Raw genomic sequence first — 17,656 nt, 5'->3', positions numbered from 1 at the left:
GGGACCGGTGCCGACGATATCGAAGGTGATCCCCCCGACGAGCGCATCGGACCAGACGTCGACGCCCGCGAGCCGGCGGCCGTTCAGCGCGACGTATCCGTCGACGACCGAGACACCCATCCCGAGCCCGCGCAATCCCGGCGGCGGTGCGGCTGAGAGCAGGGTCAGCGTGACCGCGGTCGGCGCGGGCCCGACCTGCTCGGTGTACATCGGGTAGATCTTGCTGCCGCGCAATACGATCGGTTCCGCGCTCTGATAGCGATCGGCCAGCGGTAGATCCTCGGGTGAATTCCGGCCGGCCCATGACGAATAAGACTCGTGCATGTGCTGTCCGCCTTTCCGCCTGATGCGGCCGTGCCGTCGCTGTGCTGTTGCGGCGGGTATACCGTACCCGGACCGGCCGGGAATGGCCCACCGATCTGATGCCCGCCCGCAACGTCACCGGGGTACGGCGCTACCGAGCAGTTCATCGGCCGTTCGACTGCTCTGACCGCGTCCGCCCAGCGCCTCGGCCCGTCCGCATGCCGAGCGGTGGCGGTGGTATCCCGCACCCGCGGCAAGTCCCTCCAGCTCACGGCACCCGGTGCCGCACCGGCCCGCGATAGCTCGGCACGCCGCCGAGCGTGCGCCCAGCATCGTCCCCGAGCCAATACACCGCGCGCGGCTCCAAGCCCACCGACGCGAGTATCCAAGATTTTGCGGTAGGCGACCCCCACCTCAAATGTCCCCTATCGTGCATTGGCGCACCAGTGTCATTGATCATCACCCCTGCTCCTGCTCCTGCTCCTGCTCCTGCTCCTGCTCCTGCTCCTGCCCCTGCCGCGTGGCGTGGAGGATGCGCGGAGTGGGGCGCGGGACGTGAGGTCTGGAGTGTGGTGTCGACTTGGCGAGGGTGCGGTGCGCGACCGGGGTGTCAATTCTGGTGGGCGACGATGCGTTCCAGTGCGGCCAGGTCTTTTTCGAGCATGCGGAACAACCAATAGACGCCGATGAAGGCCAGTGCGCTGCCGACGCACAGCACCCGCAGGGGGACGATGACCGACGGAATGTCTTCGCCGGGAATGAAAGTCGCGCCCGCGACGCCGAGCAGCGGCACCGCGGCGGCGATGGCCAGGAAATAGGTGCTGCGCCGGTCGAGTTGGCGCAGCCGGCGCGCGTCCGTGCCGCCGAGCCCGCCGTGGGGCAGGAACATCGGGTACAGCGAGCGCACCGCGTAGAAGTTGACCAGGAAATACGGATAGGCCATGGCGATGGCGCCGCAGACGATCTGGGTGAGGAAGAAGTGCAGATACGACTGTGCCGCGAGGTGATTACCGGTGGCGCGCACCGAAACCGGGACGACGACGCCCGCGATCACCCACAGCGCGAAACAGGTCAGCACATTGCGCTTGCCCAGCAGCAGTGTGTCCGAGCGCGCGCGGGCGAGGGTGCGCGTGTCGTAGTCGCGTCCCTTGCTTAAGCCGCGCGAGACCCGCCACAGTCCGGCTGTCAAGACATTGGTGACGACGAAACCGATCAGGAAACACAAAACGTAGGTGCTCACCGCGATCTGATCGAAGCGCTGCTGGGCCGGCGCGTCCAGCTTGCTGATGATGAGCGTGCGATTGTGGTGGTAGCTGTACCAGATGGCCAGCGCGTTCGGCACGGCGATGGCCAGCGCCATGATCGGGTGCATGAGCAGCCGTGACCGCAGCCGCCAGCTGCCGGGCGGCGGGTCGACGAGGTCGCGGGCCCGCGCGTCCAGACAGACCTCCAGCTGCTGGGCCATCTCCGCGCCGCTGGGCCAGCGTTTGTCCGGATCGGGGTCGAGCGCGCGCACCAGCACGCGGCGCAACGCGGCCGGGCAGTCGGCGGGAAGATCCTGATACGGCAACACTTTCGGGCTGCCCGACCGGCGTTCGAGCATCCCGTCCAGCGCGGTTCGGTCGCCGCCGCTCACCCCCTCGTCATCGAAAGGCTTTCGCCCGGTGAGCAATTCCCACAGCATCACGGCCAGCGCGTAGAGATCGCTTCTGGTGTCGAGGTCTTCGGCGGTGCCCGGCCGGTCTGGGTGCACGGCGGCGAGCTGCTCGGGCGACATGTAGGCGAGCGAACCGCCGAAGTACGCGACCGGGCTGGCGCCGGAGACGTTGCCGCTGAAACTGATGTTGAAATCGGCGAGTTTGGGCACGCCGTCCGCGGTGAGCAGCACGTTCGCGGGCTTGATATCGCGGTGCAGCACACCGGCTTTGCCCGCATAGTCGAGCGCCTCGGCCAACCGGCGGCCGAGCCACGCGATGGTCTCCGGCCAAGACAGCGCGTTCAGCTGCGCACGTAACGACGATTCGCTCGGTCTGATCTCACCCTTGCCCGCCAGTACCGCGTCGACCACGTCCACGAGCAGCGCCCCGGTGCGGTGCTCGGGTGCGGTCGCGCGCACTCGTTCCAGCACGGTGAACAGGGTGCCGCCGGGCACGTACTGCATGTACAGCAGTCGCAGTTTGCGGCTGGTCAGCACGCGCTGGTCGAACACCCGCACGATGTAGTCGTGGTCCAGCTGCGCCAAAGTCTGTGGCTCGGTGCCCTTGTCGCGGGAGATCTTCACCGCGACCAGTCGCTGCATCGATCGCTGCCTGGCCAGGAAGACCCGGGCGAACGCGCCACGGCCGAGCGAGGTCATCAGGTCGAAATCGTCGATCTGCTGCCCGGCCGCCAGCTCGTCCAGGCGCACCGGCTCGGCCGCCGACAGCATGGTGCTGTGATAGTCATCGGTCGCGAGCAGCTCTGAGAGTTGTTCGGCCTGTTCGGGATACGCCGCGGTGTACTCGGCGACCGGCACCGCGGCGCCCGCACGGCGCCGCAAGTGGAACTCCTCGTAGATCAGGTCGGGCGGCAGCGGCCAGGTGCGCAACTCCGGCAATTCGTCGACGTATTCCGCGAGCCGCTTCGGCGCGGTGCCGCGGCCCCAGCGCTGGGCGAGGTCGACCTTGATCAGCTCGATCAGCGCGACCCGTCGCATGGCGGGGGAGTCGGGCAGGTAGGCCCGCAGGTCCGGCGGTTCGTCGTCCGCGCGCCACGCCTCGGCGAAACGCGCCACCACCTCGGCCACCCCGCTACCGCGCGAGTCGTCGGGCCGACGGTCCGATGCGACCGTCGCCCCCGAGACCGGCGGGGCGGGGTGCGCCATCTGCGCATGGTATCCCCGCACTCCGGCGAAAACCGGACGTTTGCCCAGGAAAGATCACCGAAGCCTGCCTTGCGCATCCGTTCGGCCGAGCGGGGCCTGCCGTGTCGCCGTCGATCACCGGCGCGACCCGGTCGCAGTGGCATTCGCCGCCGGAAACCAGCTCGCCGCCTGCCCGCGTTGTTGTCACCGAGGCAACCCCGGTGGGCTGAACCGCGGATGTACCCGGCCGGGCTTACGAGACACGCGTCTGGGGCGCGCCCGACGAGCTCCCCGCCTGTTCGAGCAGTTGCCGGTAGTGACCGAGTTGGGCGGCCGCGTCGAGCATGGCCAGGCCCTGGGCGGTGAGCTTGTGCTGCCAATCGTCGAGGGCGGCGGCCAAAGCCGTTGTGCCGCCCACGGTTCGGACCTGGCGCAGCACGGCGGCGATCTGGTGCAACGGGTAACCACCGCGGCGCAGGAGATGGGCGAGTTCGGCGTCGCGGGTATCGCCCGCGTGATAGCGGCGATACCCCGTGACGCGGTCGCGGCCCGGGACGAGAATTCCGGCGTTCTCCCATTTGCGCAGGGTCGCGGGGGTGACCCGGATGCGGTGTGCGAGTTCGCCGATGGTGCGCGAATCGCGGTCGTCGCGTGGCGCGGGAGCGTCGGCCGCCGTCAGGTGCGCGCTGGATTTCCGTACCACGTCGAGGGTTTCGCGGTCGCGGAGCAACTGTTCGTGACCGCGGTCGATGGCGACCAGGACCTTCTCCAGCTCTCCGTCGTGCAGTGCGCGCATGATCCGCCCGCCTAGCGCGTGCCCGTAGGCGGGCAGCAGCGCCAGGTAGGCGCGCAGGGCGGCCGCGTGCACCTCGGTGTAGATCCGGTAGCCGCTGGGGCTGCGCGCGGCGGGCGGGAGGAACCCGTCGCGTTCGTAGTTGCGGATCGCCTGGGTGGACAGTCCGTGCTCGCGAGCGAGGTCGGCGGGGCGCAAGGTCTTCATGGGGTTTTGGACTTTACCCGGAGTCATTCGGCCAGATCGCACCAAACCTTATACTGTTGTTTCAAGGATACGATTTACCTACATGACGCAGGAAATTCGTGACTTCGTGCCGCCGGGATGCGAGCTGCTCGGCCTCGGTGAGCCGACCCATCAGGAACCGGCCTTCGCGCTGATCCGCAACGAGTTGTTCGCGCGACTGGTCGAGCTCGGTTTCCGTTCGATCGTGCTGGAAACGGATCGGGTGGCCGCCTTCGCGGTCGACGATTTCGTCCGAGCCGGCCGCGGCACCCTGGACTCCGCGATGCGCGAGGGTTTCTCACACGGCTTCGGCGCACTGGAAGCCAACCGCCAGTTGGTCGGGTGGCTGCGTGACTACAACCGGGACCGCCCGCCCGCACAGCAGGTCGCGTTCCACGGTTTCGATATGCCGGGCGAGAACTACAGTGCGCCGAGCCCGCGCCGCTACCTCGAATTCGCAAGGGGCTATGCGGGTCTGGAGCTGGACCTCGCCGAGCTGCTCGGTCCGGACGAGCGCTGGAGTCGCGCGGCGGCGGTGCTGGATCCGGCCGAATCGCCCGGTGCCGGTGCGGCGGCCGAGCGGCTGCGCGTGCTCGCCGACGATGTGGCGCTCGCGCTCGACACCCGCGCGGCGGAACTCATCGCGACCTCGTCACGCGCCGAATGGCGCAGGGCCGCAGCATATCTCGATGCCGGAATCGGTCTGCTGCGCTATCACCGCGCGGCGGCCCGCCCGCTGGCGGCGCGGGAACGGATGACGCTGTTGCTCGCCACCCGGGACGCGCTGATGGCCCGCAACCTGCTCGATATTCGCGGTGTCGAGGCCCGCCGGGGGCCGACGCTCGTCTTCGCCCACAACCTGCACCTGCGCAGGCACCCGTCCGGTGCCGCCGCGCGCGACGAACTGCCTGGTTACGAATGTGCCGGAGCGATCGTCGGCGCACTGCTCGACGATGATCAATACGCCTGCGTCGTCGGCAGTCTGGGCAGCAGTGCGGTTCTCGGCCTCGCGGAACCGGCGCCGGGCACGCACGAGAGTTTCCTGCAGGGCCGGACTTCCACCTGGGATCTGCTACCCCCTGCCACCCCCGAGACCGCGCACTCGCGCACCGACACCGAACCGCGGCAGGGTTACTTTCCGCTGGACCGGCCGCTGGTCGAGCAGGCGGCGGCCATCCTGCATGTGCGTGCCGGAGTGGCCCGCGCCGCGGGGTGACGGCAGCTCACGCGCCGGTCCCGGTCTGCGGGAACCCCCAGCGGGCGTAGGTCTGTTCGGGCCGCGCCGTGATGATGTCGCAGCTGTTGACCAGCGGTTCGGCGGTGCCGTCGAGGTGGTCCAGCGTGGGCGTGATAAGTGCCTCGAGGTCGTACGCGCGGACCAGCGTGAGCAGCCGCTCGACCCGGTCCTCGGTGCTTGCGTCGTATTCCACGGTGGTCAGCAGCTCGTAGCCGAGACGCTCGGCAAGGCTACGGATCTGGAGCGCATCCCACGTCTGCTGGACGCCGGAGACGTCGCGGCGCAGATAGCCGAGTGCAGTTGGTTCGGACCCCATGGCCAGCCCTCTCGCTCGGGAGGAATTGTTTTGGCGGCAGAGCCCACGCTACCTGGGCCTTGGCGGGTATTCCCAGGGATTCACGGGGGTGTTCGGGCCGAAAAGACAAGATTGCGCCATTGGAACTCGGGGCGGGTGTGCGGCTGGAACCTCGACGTAAGGTGCAGGCGAAAGTCCTGGGCTTTTCCGACCGAATGGAGTGCGCATGCTGGTCCGGGTGATCCGGTGGGGCGTGGTGTTGTGTTGTGTGGCAATGGGGCTCGGCGTGCGCCCGGCGGCCGCGACGGCGCCGCCCGCCGCGCCGGTCCTGGTCCTCGGCGGTTTCGCCGCCGATCAGGCCAAGGTGGAGACATTGCGAGCCTGGCTGGGTGCGCGTGGCTACGCCGCGTATTCAATGCTGCTGCCGGGTGATCCGACCGGCACGGCCGCGATCGCGGATTCCGCGCGGGCGGTCGCGGACCGGGTCGCCGAGATCCGCCGCGAGACCGGTGCCGCCCGGGTGGATCTGGTCGGGCATTCGATGGGCGGTCTGGCACAACGCCACTACGTCAAGTTTCTCGGTGGACGCGAACAGGTCGGCACCTATATCGACTACGGCACGCCGGAGCACGGCACGTCACTGGCTGTGGCGTGCGCGTGGGCGGCGGGGTGCCGGGATCTCGTGCCGGGATCGGAGTTCCTCACCCTGCTCAATGCCGAACCGGCGGTGCCGCCGGGCTTGCCCGCCTATCACTTCTTCAGCACGGACGCGGGGGAGGAGCGTGAGCCGCTGCCCGGCGCGATGAACGCGGCGGTGCAAACGTTCTGTCCCGGTCGTGCGGTGTCGCACGCGGACGAGCCGATCGACGCGGCGATGCAGCAGCTGATCGCTGCCGCGTTGCGCGGCGGACCGCTCGCCACCGACTGCCCGCCACAGTCCTGAAGCCTGCGACAGAGTTATCTGTAACCGTCGGTTACAGATAACTCTGCTCTGCATCAAAAGTGGAGGTGGAGCGCGGAAACGTCACGACTGCTCCGAAGATGACGACAGCCTACCAGCTCCGCGATATCGATGTGAACCGACCAAGCGCTTGCTACGCTCGCCGCATGATCTCCACGGCGGTGTGGGGCACCGGCAATGTCGGCCGGGCGGCGATTCGGGCCGTCGAGGCACATCCGGCGCTGAAACTCACGAGTGTGCTCGTCCACGATCCAGACAAGGTCGGGCGCGACGCCGGGGAGTTGAGTGGTCTCGAGCACCGGATCGGTGTCGCCGCGACCGATGACGTCGACGCGGTGCTGGCCGCGAGTCCGCGCGCGGTGGTGTACGCGGCGTCCGGTGACATCCGGCCCGACGCGGCGCTCGCCGATATCGTGCGTGCGCTGCGCGCGGGCGCGATCGTCGTCACGCCCGCGCTATACGCGCTCTACGATCCGCGCAACGCGCCGGCAGAGGTGCGCGAGCCGGTGCTGGCCGCGATCGCGGCGGGCGGCGGCTCGCTGTTCGTGTCCGGCGTCGACCCGGGCTGGGGTAATGACGTGCTGCCGTTGCTGCTCAGCGGGCTGGGCAGCACCGTCGAGGTGATCCGATGTCAGGAGCTCTTCGACTACTCCACCTACGACCAGCCGGACTCGGTCCGCTACCTGGTCGGCATGGGCCAGCCGATGGACTATCAACCGCCGATGCTCGCGCCGACCGTGCCGACCATGGTGTGGGGCGGGCAGATTCGGCTGATGGCCCGCGCACTCGGCGTCGAACTCGACGAGATCCGCGAGACCCTGGATCGCCGGGCGCTGGACGCCACGATCACCACCCGGTCGATGGGCGAGTTCGCGGCGGGCACGCAGGGCGCGGTGCGATTCGAGGTGCAGGGCATTGTCGGTGGTGCGCCCCGGATCGTCGTCGAGCACGTCACGCGCATCCATCCGTCCTGCGCGCCGGACTGGCCCGCTCCGGCCGACGGTGACGGCGCGCACCGGGTGATCATCGAGGGGCAGCCCCGCATCGAGGTCACCGTCGCGGCGACCGACGAGGACGGCAACCGTTCGGCGGGCGGAAATGCCACGGCCGTAGGACGTTTGGTGAGCGCGATCGATTGGCTCGCCGCAGCGGACCCCGGACTCTACGACGCACTCGACGTCCCACTGCGTCCCGCGGTCGGCAAACTCGGAAGGAAACACCCATGATCGTCGATATCCCCGAGGGCAAGGACCCTATCGGTTACGTCTGGGGGGAGATGGTGCCCGGTATCGGGGTCGCCGCGTCGCAGTTCTCGCTGGCGGTGTACTCGCACAGCACCCTCGGGCTGCGGGAATTCGAGGCCGCCCGGCTGCGCATCGCCCAGATCAACGGCTGCCTGTTCTGTCAGGACTGGCGCACCGAACGGGACGGCGAGAAGGTGGAACCGGAGTTCGCCGAGGCGGTCACCGAGTGGCGCACCACCGAGGCATTCGACGAACGCACCAGGCTCGCCGCCGAATACGCCGAGCGCTACGCCCTCGATCACCACAGCATCGACGACGAGTTCTGGGTGCGCATGTTGGCCGAGTACAGCCAGGCCGAGGTGGTGGAGCTCAGCATGAGCATCGGTTCCTGGCTGGCCTTCGGTCGCCTGAACCGGGTGCTCGGTCTCGATACCGCCTGCGTGCTGCCGAATCACACGGCGACGCAGTAGGTCAGCGCCGCTTCGGCACCCACGCGGGCTGACCGTCGATCAGTCCGGGCTCGAACAGTTCCGGCGCGTCCAGCACCGCCCGTAGTCGCTGATATGCCTGCTCTGCCGTAAGGGCTTTCGGATAGCGGATGTAGTCGAGCCGCGCGCTCGTGCGCACCTGGAAGCGGTGGCGGAAATCGTGGTCGCCCGCGTAGCTCAGCGCGATGCGGCCATGCCAGTCGATATCGTGGGCGCCGTCCGGGCGGCGGGTGAACAGCACCTGCTGGTCGGCCACCGAATCGTGGCCGAGCAGGTAGATGTTGAAAGCGAGATACTCGAGGTCGTCGGGCTCGGTGATGGGCAGCGGGTCGGCGGTGAGGCGTTGCGGCGCGGCGGCTTTCAATTGGAAGAGTTTGCCCGGCGTCGCCGCGAGAAAGCCGGTGCCGTCGTCCTCGCCCCAATACGTGGACGACAGGGTGCATCGGTGGTAATTGGTCCACACCGCCGGTGCCGACCAGTCCGGCGCCTCCTCCGCCGGGGCGTCGGGTAGTCCGTCCGCCGCATAGTCGGCCGACCGCAGATGCAGGTCGAACCACAGATTGCCGACGCGGTCGAGCCGCCCGGTCCACGCGAACTCCTCGATGGCATGTCCAGCCGGCCACGGGTTACCCGGAAACACGATCCGACCGTTCGCAGCCCCGAACTCCAGGTCGATCCCTTCCATGCCGACGAACTTAGCGCCGGGCACCGACAGATCGCCGGGCACCGACAGATCAGGCGGTGACGGGCGCCTCGTCGTCGGGCGCGCCCTCCACCGTGCGTTTCGGACCGGTGAACCAGGTACGGGCCGAGACGAGCCACCAGATCCCGATGGCGCCGACCACGCCGGCCAACGCGATCGGCGCGTAATTGACGGTGTTCCAGGTGAACTCGCCGTTCCACGGATAGCCCCGGTCGTCCATCGGCAGCACGAACAGCACGCTGATGACGACGATCCAGACCAGCGCGACGATGCCGACCGGTCGATACCAGCGGCCGAGTTGCCATGGACCGGTGCGGAATCGGGCGCCGTGCAATTGGCGGAGCAGGATCGGAATGCCGTAGGCGATGTAGAGCCCGATGGTCGCGACCGAGGTGGCCGCCGCATACGCGGTCGGCGCGTTCTCGGCGGGGACCAGCATCGAGGGAATCAACAGCACGAAGGCGAACACGGAAATGAACAGCACCGCGTTCACCGGCACTTTTCTGGCCGAGAGCTTCGACCACAGCGCCGAACCCGGGACCGCGCCGTCGCGGGCGAACGCGAACAGCATGCGCGAGGCCGAGGTGACCGAGGCGTAGCCGCAGAACAACTGGGCGATCGCCGCGATGATCAACAGCAATCCGGACCAGAAGGAGTTGAGCGAGTTCTCCAGGATATAGATCACCGGGTAGCCGCTGTTCTTCGCCGGATCGAGGGCGTCGTCCAGGTTCGGGATCGCGAAGGTCACCGCCATGATCAGCAGATATCCGGCGACCGCGGACACCACGATGGTGTTGATGATGCCCTTGGCCGCCATGCGCGAGGCATCGTGGGTTTCCTCGGACATGTGCGCGGAGGCGTCGTAGCCGGTGAAGGTGTATTGAGCGTGCAGCAGGCCGAGCAGGAAGCTGAACGCCACGCCGCCGAAGCCGACCGCGCTGTTGTCCACCGTTTCGGTGAACACGAAGCCGACGCTCTGATGCTGTTCGGCCCCGAAGGCGAGCACAAGCACGAAGATCGCGACACCGCCGACGTGCCACCACGCGGAGATATTGTTGATCACCGCAGACAGGTGCGGCCCGATCGCGTTGAGCACCGCGTGCAGCACCAGGATCACCAGGAAGACCAGGAAAATCGCGGTGCGGTCGGTGCCGATATCGATGCCGATCACGTTCAGCACCACGGTGGTGAATATCGCCGCGCCGTAATCGATCGCCGCGGTCACCGCGATCTGGCCGATCAGGTTGAACCAGCCGGTGAACCAGCCCCAGACCGGCCCGCCGAGCTGAGCCGCCCACCAGTACAGGCCACCGGAGGTGGGATAGGCCGAGGCCAGTTCCGCCATCGCCATGCCGACGAACAACACCATGATCGAGACCAGCGGCCAGCCCCAGGCCATGGTGATCGGCCCGCCGTTGGCCAAACCTATTCCGTAACTGGCCAATCCGCCGGTCAGGATGGAGACGATGGTGAAGCTGATGGCGAAGTTCGAGAATCCGGACCAGGATCGCGCCAATTCCTGTTTGTAGCCGAGCTCGGCGAGCCGGCGTTCGTCGTCGGAAGGTGGCGGCGGGTTATCGGTCATGCACTGCTCCAGGGTGTAAACGCTGCCCTCACACAGCGTTTGCCAGAAGATCAGTGTGAAGTAGTCGTGGGTCAGCCCGCACGCCATCCAGGAATTCCGCGGCAAATCGCGCCGACCCCTGCCATCGGCCCGGCGGTGCACCGCCGTAGCGTGAAACCCATGAGTGAACGTCTGGTGGTCATCGGCGCCGACGCGGCGGGCATGTCGGCGGCGTCGCAGGCCCGCAGGCTGCGGCCGTCGGACGAACTGGAGATCGTCGTCTTCGAACGGGGCAGGTTCACCTCCTACTCCGCCTGCGGTATCCCGTACTGGGTGGGCGGCGACGTGCGCGACCGGGACGACCTGATCGCCCGCACGCCCGAAGAGCATCGGGCCCGCGACATCGATCTGCGGCTGCGCACCGAGGTGATCGAGCTCGACGTCACGGGCCGCCGGGTCAAGGCCCGTGCGCTCGACACCGGTGCCGAATCCTGGACCGGCTACGACAAATTGGTGATCGCCACCGGCGCCCGTCCGATCCGCCCGCCGATGCCGGGCATCGACGCCACCGGCGTGCACGGCGTACAGACGCTCGACGACGGGCAGGCGCTCATCGATACCCTCGAGTCCACGAGCGGCACCCGCGCCGTGGTGGTCGGCGCGGGCTATATCGGCGTCGAGATGGCCGAGGCGCTGATCCAGCGCGGCTACGAGGTGACGATGCTGCACCGCGGGCCGGAGCCGATGGCGACCATGGACCCGGACATGGGCGCGCTGGTGCGAGAAGCCATGAGCGGCATGGGAATCACGGTGGTCAGCGAGGCCGAGGTGACCGAGGTGCGCGCCGATGAGCACGGCCGCGCTCGCGCGGTGGTGGCCGCGAATACCGAATACCCGGCCGATGTAGTCGTACTCGGGATAGGGGTGCGCCCCGACACCGAGATCGCGCGCGCGGCGGGCCTACCGCTCGGTGCGCACGGCGGCCTGCTGACCGACCTGGCCATGCGGGTGCGCGGTCACGAGAACATCTGGGCGGGCGGCGATTGCGTCGAGGTGCTCGACCTGGTGTCGGGCCGCGAGCGCCACGTCGCACTGGGCACCCACGCCAACAAGCACGGTCAGATCATCGGCGCGGGCGTCGGCGGGGGATACGCGACCTTCCCCGGTGTCGTCGGTACCGCGGTGAGCAAGGTATGTGATCTCGAGGTGGCCCGAACGGGGTTGCGCGAGAAGGACGCTCGGGCCGCCGGGTTGCAATACGTCACGGTCGCCATCGAATCCACCAGCCGCGCCGGCTATTACCCCGACGCCGCGGCGATGACGGTGAAGATGCTCGCCGAGCGGCACACCGGCAGGCTGCTCGGCGTGCAGATCGTCGGCAGGGAGGGCGCGGGCAAGCGTGTCGACATCGCCGCCGTCGCGCTCACCGCCCGGATGACCGTGGAGCAGATGACCGCCCTCGACCTCGGCTACGCGCCGCCGTTCTCCCCGGTGTGGGATCCGGTCCTGGTGGCGGCGCGTAAAGCGGTCGGGGCGGTGCGCGCCCGCGGCTAGGCCTGCTCGCGGTAGACCGCGAACACCGGGATGCGCCGCGAGGTCTTCGCCTCGTAGTCGCCGAAGCCTGGCATGATCTCGACCATCCTGGCGAACAGCGCGTCGCGTTCGGCGCCGGTGACCTCCTCGGCCTTGGCCGGGTAGCGCTCGGTGCCGATCTCCACGATCAGCTCGGGATTCGCGCGCAGGTTGAAATACCAGCTCGGGTGCTTGTCCGCGCCGCCGTTGGAGGCGATGAGCACCACCCGGTCGCCGTCGGGCAGGTAGACCAGCGGGTTGGTGATCTGCCTGCCGGACTTCGCGCCCGTCGTGGTGATCAGCACCATGTGCGCGCCTTCGAACATGCCGCCGACCTTGCCCGCGTTCGCGCGGAATTCGTCGATGACCTGCTCGTTGAAGCTCTTCTCTGCCACGTTCTCGCCCTCCGGTTCGTCGGTTCGGTTCCTGACAACAGGGCCACGCACCGCGAAATTCCGGCGTGCTCAATAGTCGCGGAACAACTCGATCAGGTCCGCCTTGCCGAACATCACCGCGGCGTCGCGGGCCGAGGGGGTGCCCGCGTCCGGGTCGGCCCCGGATTCGAGCAGCAGCCGCACGATCTCGGTCTCTCCCTTGAACACCGCGCCCGCCAGTGGGGTCTGGCCCTTGTCGTTGGCCCGGGTCGGGTCGGCGTCGCGGTCGAGCAACGCCGCGACGGCGTCGCGGTGTCCGTGGTAGGTGGCGAGCATGAGCAACGTGTCGCCTGCTTCGTTGGTGAGGTTCGCGGGTACTCCCGCGTCTATGTACGTCGCCAGCGCCGTCGCATCGCCTTGCCGGGCGAAATCGAACACTTTGGTCGCGAGCTCGACGAGTTCCGGATCCATGTCAGCGCCCATGGGCTCATTACTACCACCGCACGCCCGGGCTGCCGCTCGCGCGCGGCGCCGCGCCGCTCCTGGTCGAATACTCGCCGGTAGCCACTCCCACCTGGTGTACCGGGCCGCACGGGTCGGTATAGTCGCCGCGGATGAGTAGTGTCACCACCCGCGTTGAGCCGGAAGCACAGCACCGTCGACTCGGGGTCGTGGTGTGGCTGGCACCGGTCCTGGCCATCGGGTTCTCCGTGTTCTGTCTGCTGCTGCCGGTGTGGCCGTTCCACAAGATCACCGGCGGCTTCATCGACCTGCAGGTCTATCGCCTTGGCGTGGACGCGCTGCGCCACGGCAAGGACATGTACGGCCAACTGCCGCAGACCACGATCGGCGCGGGACTGCCGTTCATCTATCCGCCGTTCGCCGCGCTGGCATTGAGCCCGTTCGCGGTGCTGCCCTGGCAGGCCGCCGCGTTCACCTTCTTCGTGTCCTCGGTGGCCGCGCTGGGTCTGACGCTGTACCTGGTCGCGCGTCGGATCTGGCCCGAGCAAGGACAGCGCAAGCTCGCGCTGCTCGCGACGCTGTGCGCCACCCCGCTGGCCCTGCTGTTGGAACCGGTGCACGCCACGCTGGACTTCGGCCAGGTGAACCTGCTGCTCATGGCGCTGGTCGCGGCCGACTGCCTGGCCCACAAGCCGCGCTGGCGTCGCGGCATGCTGATCGGCATCGCGGCCGCGATCAAGCTGACCCCGGCCGCGTTCGTCATCTATTTCCTGGTGCGCCGGGACTACCGGTCGGCGGCGACGGCGGCGATCACCGGCGCCGCGGCGACCGGTCTCGGCTTCGTGCTGCTGCCGCACGAGTCGACCAAGTACTGGTTCGGCGGACTCGGCAACGTGTCGGGATTGAGCGGCTCCGCGTTCCACACCAATCAGTCGATCCAGGCCGTGCTGGCTCGGTTGCAGGTGCCGGAGCCCGCGTTCACCGTGCTCTGGCTGGTGCTCGGCGCCGCGCTGCTGGTGCTGGTGGTCGCGGCGATGCGGCGCGCGGCCGAGTTCGCGCCGCTGGCGCTGGGGTGCAACGCGGTGTTCACCCTGTTGCTCTCGCCGATCTCCTGGTCGCATCACTGGGTCTGGATCGCGCCCGCCCTGTTCGGTGCGGTCGGCTATGCCGCGACCCGGCTGCCACGCCGCCAGGCCATCGGCTGGTGGGTGACGATCGCGGTCATCACCGCGGTCTTCGTGTACGGTCCGCAGAACTGGCTGCCCGACGGCGAGCATCGGGAAACCCGATGGACCGCTTGGCAACACGTGGTCGGCAACACCTATGTCTGGTTCAGCGTGCTGCTCGTCGCCTTGTTCTTCCTGTCCGGCCGCAGAGTCGTGGCCAGGGCCGAGCCCGCGCCGGTTCTGGTGGCACAGCATCAATCCTGAGCGACGGGTGTTTGCTCGCCGCTGCCTCGGGTAGGCGCAGAAAGACGGCCCCGGCCGTCGCCGGTAAGAACACCCGAGGCAAGGAGAGATACGCATGGCCGACGCCCCACGCGGCTTTGCCGCCATGGACGCAGCACAGCAGCGCAAGATCGCCAGCCTGGGCGGCAAGGCGAGCAGCGGCAGCTTCGACAACGACCCCGAGCGGGCCAGTGCGGCGGGCAAGAAGGGTGCGGCGGCGCAACCGACCGAGGCCAAACGCCTCGGCGGCGCGCACAGCCACCGCAACCGCTGACCCCGCGCCTGACCCGTCCTTTCGACATGGCTGGAATCCCGTTGTCGCCAACGGGATTCCAGCGTCATGTGGCAGAGGGCGTCAGGAGCTCGGGCACTGCTTCCACGCGAAGTGGTAGGTGGTGTTGATGGCGCCGTCCGTCGAGTCCATCGTGATGAAGCTGGTTTTCTTCGGATCGGAGGAGCCCGCGTCCACCCGCAACTGGGTATTGATGTTGAAGTTCCGGGTTTCACCGCAGGGCAGATAGACGATTGCCCCTACCTCGGTGGTATCGGTCTTCTGCCAGTCGTCGTTGAACGGTCCCTTGAATGTGTGATCGACGAAGTCGGTGGGCGAATTACCCTGGAAATAGTAGCGAGCCCGTTCCAGCGCGGTCGCGCCCTTTGCCAAACTCGCGAAACCGCGGTAATCCGCTTGCGCGATTCCGTAGGTGAAGCCCTGCGGGACATGCACCTTCAGGTTGAGCTGGCAATTCTTGCGGAAGTCGGTCGGGCCAGCGCCTGGGCCGACCTGGGCGGTGTAGGCGCTGTAGGTCACGGTGAACGCGGTGTTGTCGGGCGAAACCGCCACTGCCGCAGTATCCTTGGGGCAACCGGTGCCATTGACGGTCACGACGTCGATGACGATCTTGTCCGGTGGGGCGCCCGGCCAGTCGGATCCGGGCTGCCCAGAAACAGGGGAACCGGACATCGGCAAAGCGAACGCAAATAGGGCGGCGCCGACGACGGCAAATTTCTTGTACATTGGAATTCCTCGGAATGTTCCGGTTGCGGACAAATCTCACTTTAAGTCGGTGCCGCCTGCTCGATACTCCCCAGTGAAGTGGGGACGAGGTGGAATGGTTTGCTTCCGTTCGGGTTTGGCGATCGGGCCGGACGGTTCTTTATTGTTCAAGCGAGTTCGAGACGCGGTCCGATATGGATCGCGCGATAGACCTCGTTGCGGATGGCGTTGGCCTGCGCGTCGGTCAGCGTGCGGTGCAGCGGCCGAAGCGTCAGTCGCACCACCGCGTTGGCCTGCCCCGGTCGGATGCCGAGGCGTTCGCGTGCGGCGGCGGGCAGCTCCGCCCACGGGGTGCGCGCCGTGACGAGCACCGATTCGATGTCGTCGAGATTGTCGCGCAACACTTTTCGCACCGTGTCGCCCAGGGTCTCGTCGTCGGTCCGGTCCGCGATCACCACCGACAGGTCGCGCCGGATGGGCGGCAGCATCGAAACCGGCCGCCACGGCGACAGGTCTTGGAGTTGCTCGGCGATGCGCGGGTGCGTCGATCGCAGGTAGCGTATATCGGGAATTCCCTTGCGTAGCATGAGCGCTCGGTCCAACCCCAGGCCGAGTGCGGTGCCGGACCAGCGGTTCGGATCGAGTCCGGCGCCGGCCAGGATGTGCGCGGCGATCAGTCCGCACTCGGCGAGCTCGAGCCACTCGCCGTCGAGTCGCACGTCCACTTGGCGGCCGAGTGCGGTGTAGGGGTGGATCGCGGGGGTCGTGCGCCATGGCGCACCGGGCAGCACCGCCGTCACCACGCGGTCGATCGTCGCCATCAGCTCGGTTTCGCCGGTGTCCGGGCTGGAGCGCAGGCGCCACAGATCCACCTGGTGCGGTTCGCCGACGTGGATGCGATCCACGACATCGCGGCGGTAGGCGAGTCCCGGTACGACGATCAATTCGTCTACCGCGGTGTCTATTTCGGCGTAGCTACGCAGCGTGGCCGGGATGTCGGCGGTGGTGTGGCTGCGCAGCATGGCGCTCGGGCTGAGATATCGGGTGTAGCGCGCGTCGCGGGTGACGTCGGTCGGGTCGTAGCCGAGCTTGTCGTAGTTGTCGGCGACCGCGACGATCGGCGGGTTGCGCACGACGCGCACGCTCGGCCCGTCCGCCGCGGTGAGCGCCGCGACGAGCGCGTCGAGCAATTGCTGCATGCCGTGGGCGCCCTGGGCCGGATCGCTGAGGTCGCGCACGGTCAGCGCGCGCGTGAGGTCCTGGGTGGTGAGATAGGCGGGCATCGGTAATTCCTTGGTAGCCGGTCGGTTTCGGTTCAACCCCCGAACCGGCGGCGGCCACAGGAACTACGCGCGGCGACGCACGCGGCTGCCCCCGTGGCCGACTGTCGGCCCGGGGCAAGGAAATCGCCTGCCTGCGTTCATGAGTCCGAGGGTAGACGATTCGTTTGCCGTGTGACCAGCGGATTCACTTATTTTTGAATGATCGGTCCAGTTGGGGTAGCGTGACGGACGTGGGCAGAACGAAGGAATTCGATCCGGACGCGGCGTTACGCACGGCCATGGAGCTGTTCTGGCGACAGGGCTACGAGGCCACCTCGATGCAGGATCTGGTCGATCACCTGAAGCTGGGTCGCGGCAGTATCTACGGCGCCTTCGGTGGTAAGCGCGAGCTGTATCTCAAAGCGGTGGAACGCTATGTCGAGGACACCAGGGCTGGGTTACTCGGCCAACTCTCGGTCCCCGGTTCGGCGTTGGCGGCCGTGCACGCCATGGTGCGCTGGTATGCGGAGAGCTCGCTCGCCGACTCGGCCCGAAAGGGTTGTCTGATGACCAATACCGCGGTCGAGCTGCCGGGCGACGAGGCGGCGGGCCGGTTGGTGACGGCCGGGCTCGACACTTTGGAAACGGTGCTCACCAGTGCGTTGCTGCGGGCACGCGCGCAGGGGGAACTCGCCGCGGACCGGGATCCGGTCGCGCTGGCGCGCTATCTCGTCACCCTGCTGCAGGGGATTCGGGTGATCGGCAAGACGCCGGTCCGGGAGCGCTACCTCGACGACACTGTCGAGCAGGCGCTGCGCATGCTGCGCTGACCCTTCGTTCGCACCGTCCACCCGTTCGGGCACTCGCGCCCGAGCGGCTTCTTCGG

The 17,656-nt window shown here is 67.9% G+C and carries 17 protein-coding genes; 8 read left to right on the top strand and 9 right to left on the bottom strand.

Annotated elements, in window-relative coordinates; genetic code table 11:
• Positions 1 to 913: 913 nt before the first annotated feature.
• Positions 914 to 3,166 (bottom strand): serine/threonine-protein kinase, encoded by a 2,253-nt coding sequence (locus F5X71_RS20830; protein ID WP_174817107.1) that lies wholly within the window; start codon positions 3,164 to 3,166, stop codon positions 914 to 916.
• A 232-nt stretch (positions 3,167 to 3,398) separates the two neighbouring features.
• A complete protein-coding gene (locus F5X71_RS20825; RefSeq protein ID WP_167463558.1) occupies positions 3,399 to 4,145 on the bottom strand; it encodes a TioE family transcriptional regulator in 747 nt (248 codons plus the stop codon).
• A gap of 82 nt (positions 4,146 to 4,227) precedes the next feature.
• Here F5X71_RS20825 and F5X71_RS20820 point away from each other — a divergent pair, with 82 nt between their 5' ends.
• Positions 4,228 to 5,379 (top strand): erythromycin esterase family protein, encoded by a 1,152-nt coding sequence (locus F5X71_RS20820; protein WP_167463557.1) that lies wholly within the window; start codon positions 4,228 to 4,230, stop codon positions 5,377 to 5,379.
• 7 nt (positions 5,380 to 5,386) lie between these two features.
• Here F5X71_RS20820 and F5X71_RS20815 read toward each other — a convergent pair whose 3' ends face one another.
• Entirely contained in the window at positions 5,387 to 5,716 is a 330-nt protein-coding gene (locus F5X71_RS20815; protein ID WP_167463556.1) for a hypothetical protein, read from the bottom strand.
• Between the two features lie 205 nt (positions 5,717 to 5,921).
• On the opposite strand from F5X71_RS20815, the gene F5X71_RS20810 reads away from it, so the two are divergent.
• From F5X71_RS20810 to F5X71_RS20800, 3 genes are all read left to right on the top strand, one after another.
• Positions 5,922 to 6,638: an esterase/lipase family protein gene (locus F5X71_RS20810; RefSeq protein WP_167463555.1), complete on the top strand. Its 717-nt coding sequence runs from the start codon at positions 5,922 to 5,924 to the stop codon at positions 6,636 to 6,638.
• Positions 6,639 to 6,802: 164 nt separating this feature from the next.
• Complete coding sequence (locus F5X71_RS20805) at positions 6,803 to 7,882, top strand: NAD(P)H-dependent amine dehydrogenase family protein (protein ID WP_167463554.1); 1,080 nt, start codon at positions 6,803 to 6,805, stop codon at positions 7,880 to 7,882.
• Entirely contained in the window at positions 7,879 to 8,370 is a 492-nt protein-coding gene (locus tag F5X71_RS20800; RefSeq protein WP_167463553.1) for a carboxymuconolactone decarboxylase family protein, read from the top strand. The genes F5X71_RS20805 and F5X71_RS20800 overlap by 4 nt, the downstream gene beginning before the upstream one ends.
• 1 nt (position 8,371) lies before the next feature.
• Here the strand turns inward: F5X71_RS20800 and F5X71_RS20795 are convergent, their stop codons facing one another.
• Both F5X71_RS20795 and F5X71_RS20790 read right to left on the bottom strand, forming a co-directional pair.
• Complete coding sequence (locus F5X71_RS20795) at positions 8,372 to 9,073, bottom strand: hypothetical protein (protein WP_167463552.1); 702 nt, start codon at positions 9,071 to 9,073, stop codon at positions 8,372 to 8,374.
• 49 nt (positions 9,074 to 9,122) lie between these two features.
• A complete protein-coding gene (locus tag F5X71_RS20790) occupies positions 9,123 to 10,676 on the bottom strand; it encodes an amino acid permease (protein ID WP_167463551.1) in 1,554 nt (517 codons plus the stop codon).
• 159 nt (positions 10,677 to 10,835) lie between these two features.
• Here F5X71_RS20790 and F5X71_RS20785 point away from each other — a divergent pair, with 159 nt between their 5' ends.
• The gene (locus F5X71_RS20785) at positions 10,836 to 12,209 is read left to right on the top strand and encodes an FAD-dependent oxidoreductase (RefSeq protein WP_167463550.1); all 1,374 of its coding nucleotides are present in this window, start codon (positions 10,836 to 10,838) and stop codon (positions 12,207 to 12,209) included.
• Here F5X71_RS20785 and F5X71_RS20780 read toward each other — a convergent pair.
• Together F5X71_RS20780 and F5X71_RS20775 are read right to left on the bottom strand one after the other, a co-directional pair.
• A complete protein-coding gene (locus F5X71_RS20780; RefSeq protein ID WP_275106738.1) occupies positions 12,206 to 12,622 on the bottom strand; it encodes a nitroreductase family deazaflavin-dependent oxidoreductase in 417 nt (138 codons plus the stop codon). The genes F5X71_RS20785 and F5X71_RS20780 overlap by 4 nt on opposite strands.
• 69 nt (positions 12,623 to 12,691) lie before the next feature.
• Positions 12,692 to 13,084, bottom strand: coding sequence for an ankyrin repeat domain-containing protein (locus F5X71_RS20775; protein ID WP_167463548.1), 393 nt, complete (start codon positions 13,082 to 13,084; stop codon positions 12,692 to 12,694).
• 131 nt (positions 13,085 to 13,215) lie between these two features.
• Here F5X71_RS20775 and F5X71_RS20770 point away from each other — a divergent pair, with 131 nt between their 5' ends.
• Both F5X71_RS20770 and F5X71_RS20765 read left to right on the top strand, forming a co-directional pair.
• Positions 13,216 to 14,493: a glycosyltransferase 87 family protein gene (locus tag F5X71_RS20770; protein ID WP_167463547.1), complete on the top strand. Its 1,278-nt coding sequence runs from the start codon at positions 13,216 to 13,218 to the stop codon at positions 14,491 to 14,493.
• A 94-nt stretch (positions 14,494 to 14,587) separates the two neighbouring features.
• Positions 14,588 to 14,785, top strand: coding sequence for a KGG domain-containing protein (locus F5X71_RS20765; protein ID WP_167463546.1), 198 nt, complete (start codon positions 14,588 to 14,590; stop codon positions 14,783 to 14,785).
• 81 nt (positions 14,786 to 14,866) lie between these two features.
• Here the strand turns inward: F5X71_RS20765 and F5X71_RS20760 are convergent, their stop codons facing one another.
• Entirely contained in the window at positions 14,867 to 15,529 is a 663-nt protein-coding gene (locus tag F5X71_RS20760) for a DUF4360 domain-containing protein (RefSeq protein WP_203218195.1), read from the bottom strand.
• Between the two features lie 146 nt (positions 15,530 to 15,675).
• A complete protein-coding gene (locus F5X71_RS20755; RefSeq protein ID WP_167463545.1) occupies positions 15,676 to 16,791 on the bottom strand; it encodes a hypothetical protein in 1,116 nt (371 codons plus the stop codon).
• Positions 16,792 to 17,021: 230 nt separating this feature from the next.
• Here F5X71_RS20755 and F5X71_RS20750 point away from each other — a divergent pair, with 230 nt between their 5' ends.
• The gene (locus F5X71_RS20750; protein ID WP_167463544.1) at positions 17,022 to 17,600 is read left to right on the top strand and encodes a TetR/AcrR family transcriptional regulator; all 579 of its coding nucleotides are present in this window, start codon (positions 17,022 to 17,024) and stop codon (positions 17,598 to 17,600) included.
• Positions 17,601 to 17,656 lie beyond the last annotated feature (56 nt).

Origin of the sequence: Nocardia brasiliensis, from assembly GCF_011801125.1 — a bacterium.
In the GTDB taxonomy this organism is placed as follows: domain Bacteria; phylum Actinomycetota; class Actinomycetes; order Mycobacteriales; family Mycobacteriaceae; genus Nocardia; species Nocardia brasiliensis_C.
Note: the sequence above shows the minus strand (reverse complement) of the source record. Positions and strands in the feature narration are given on the sequence as shown.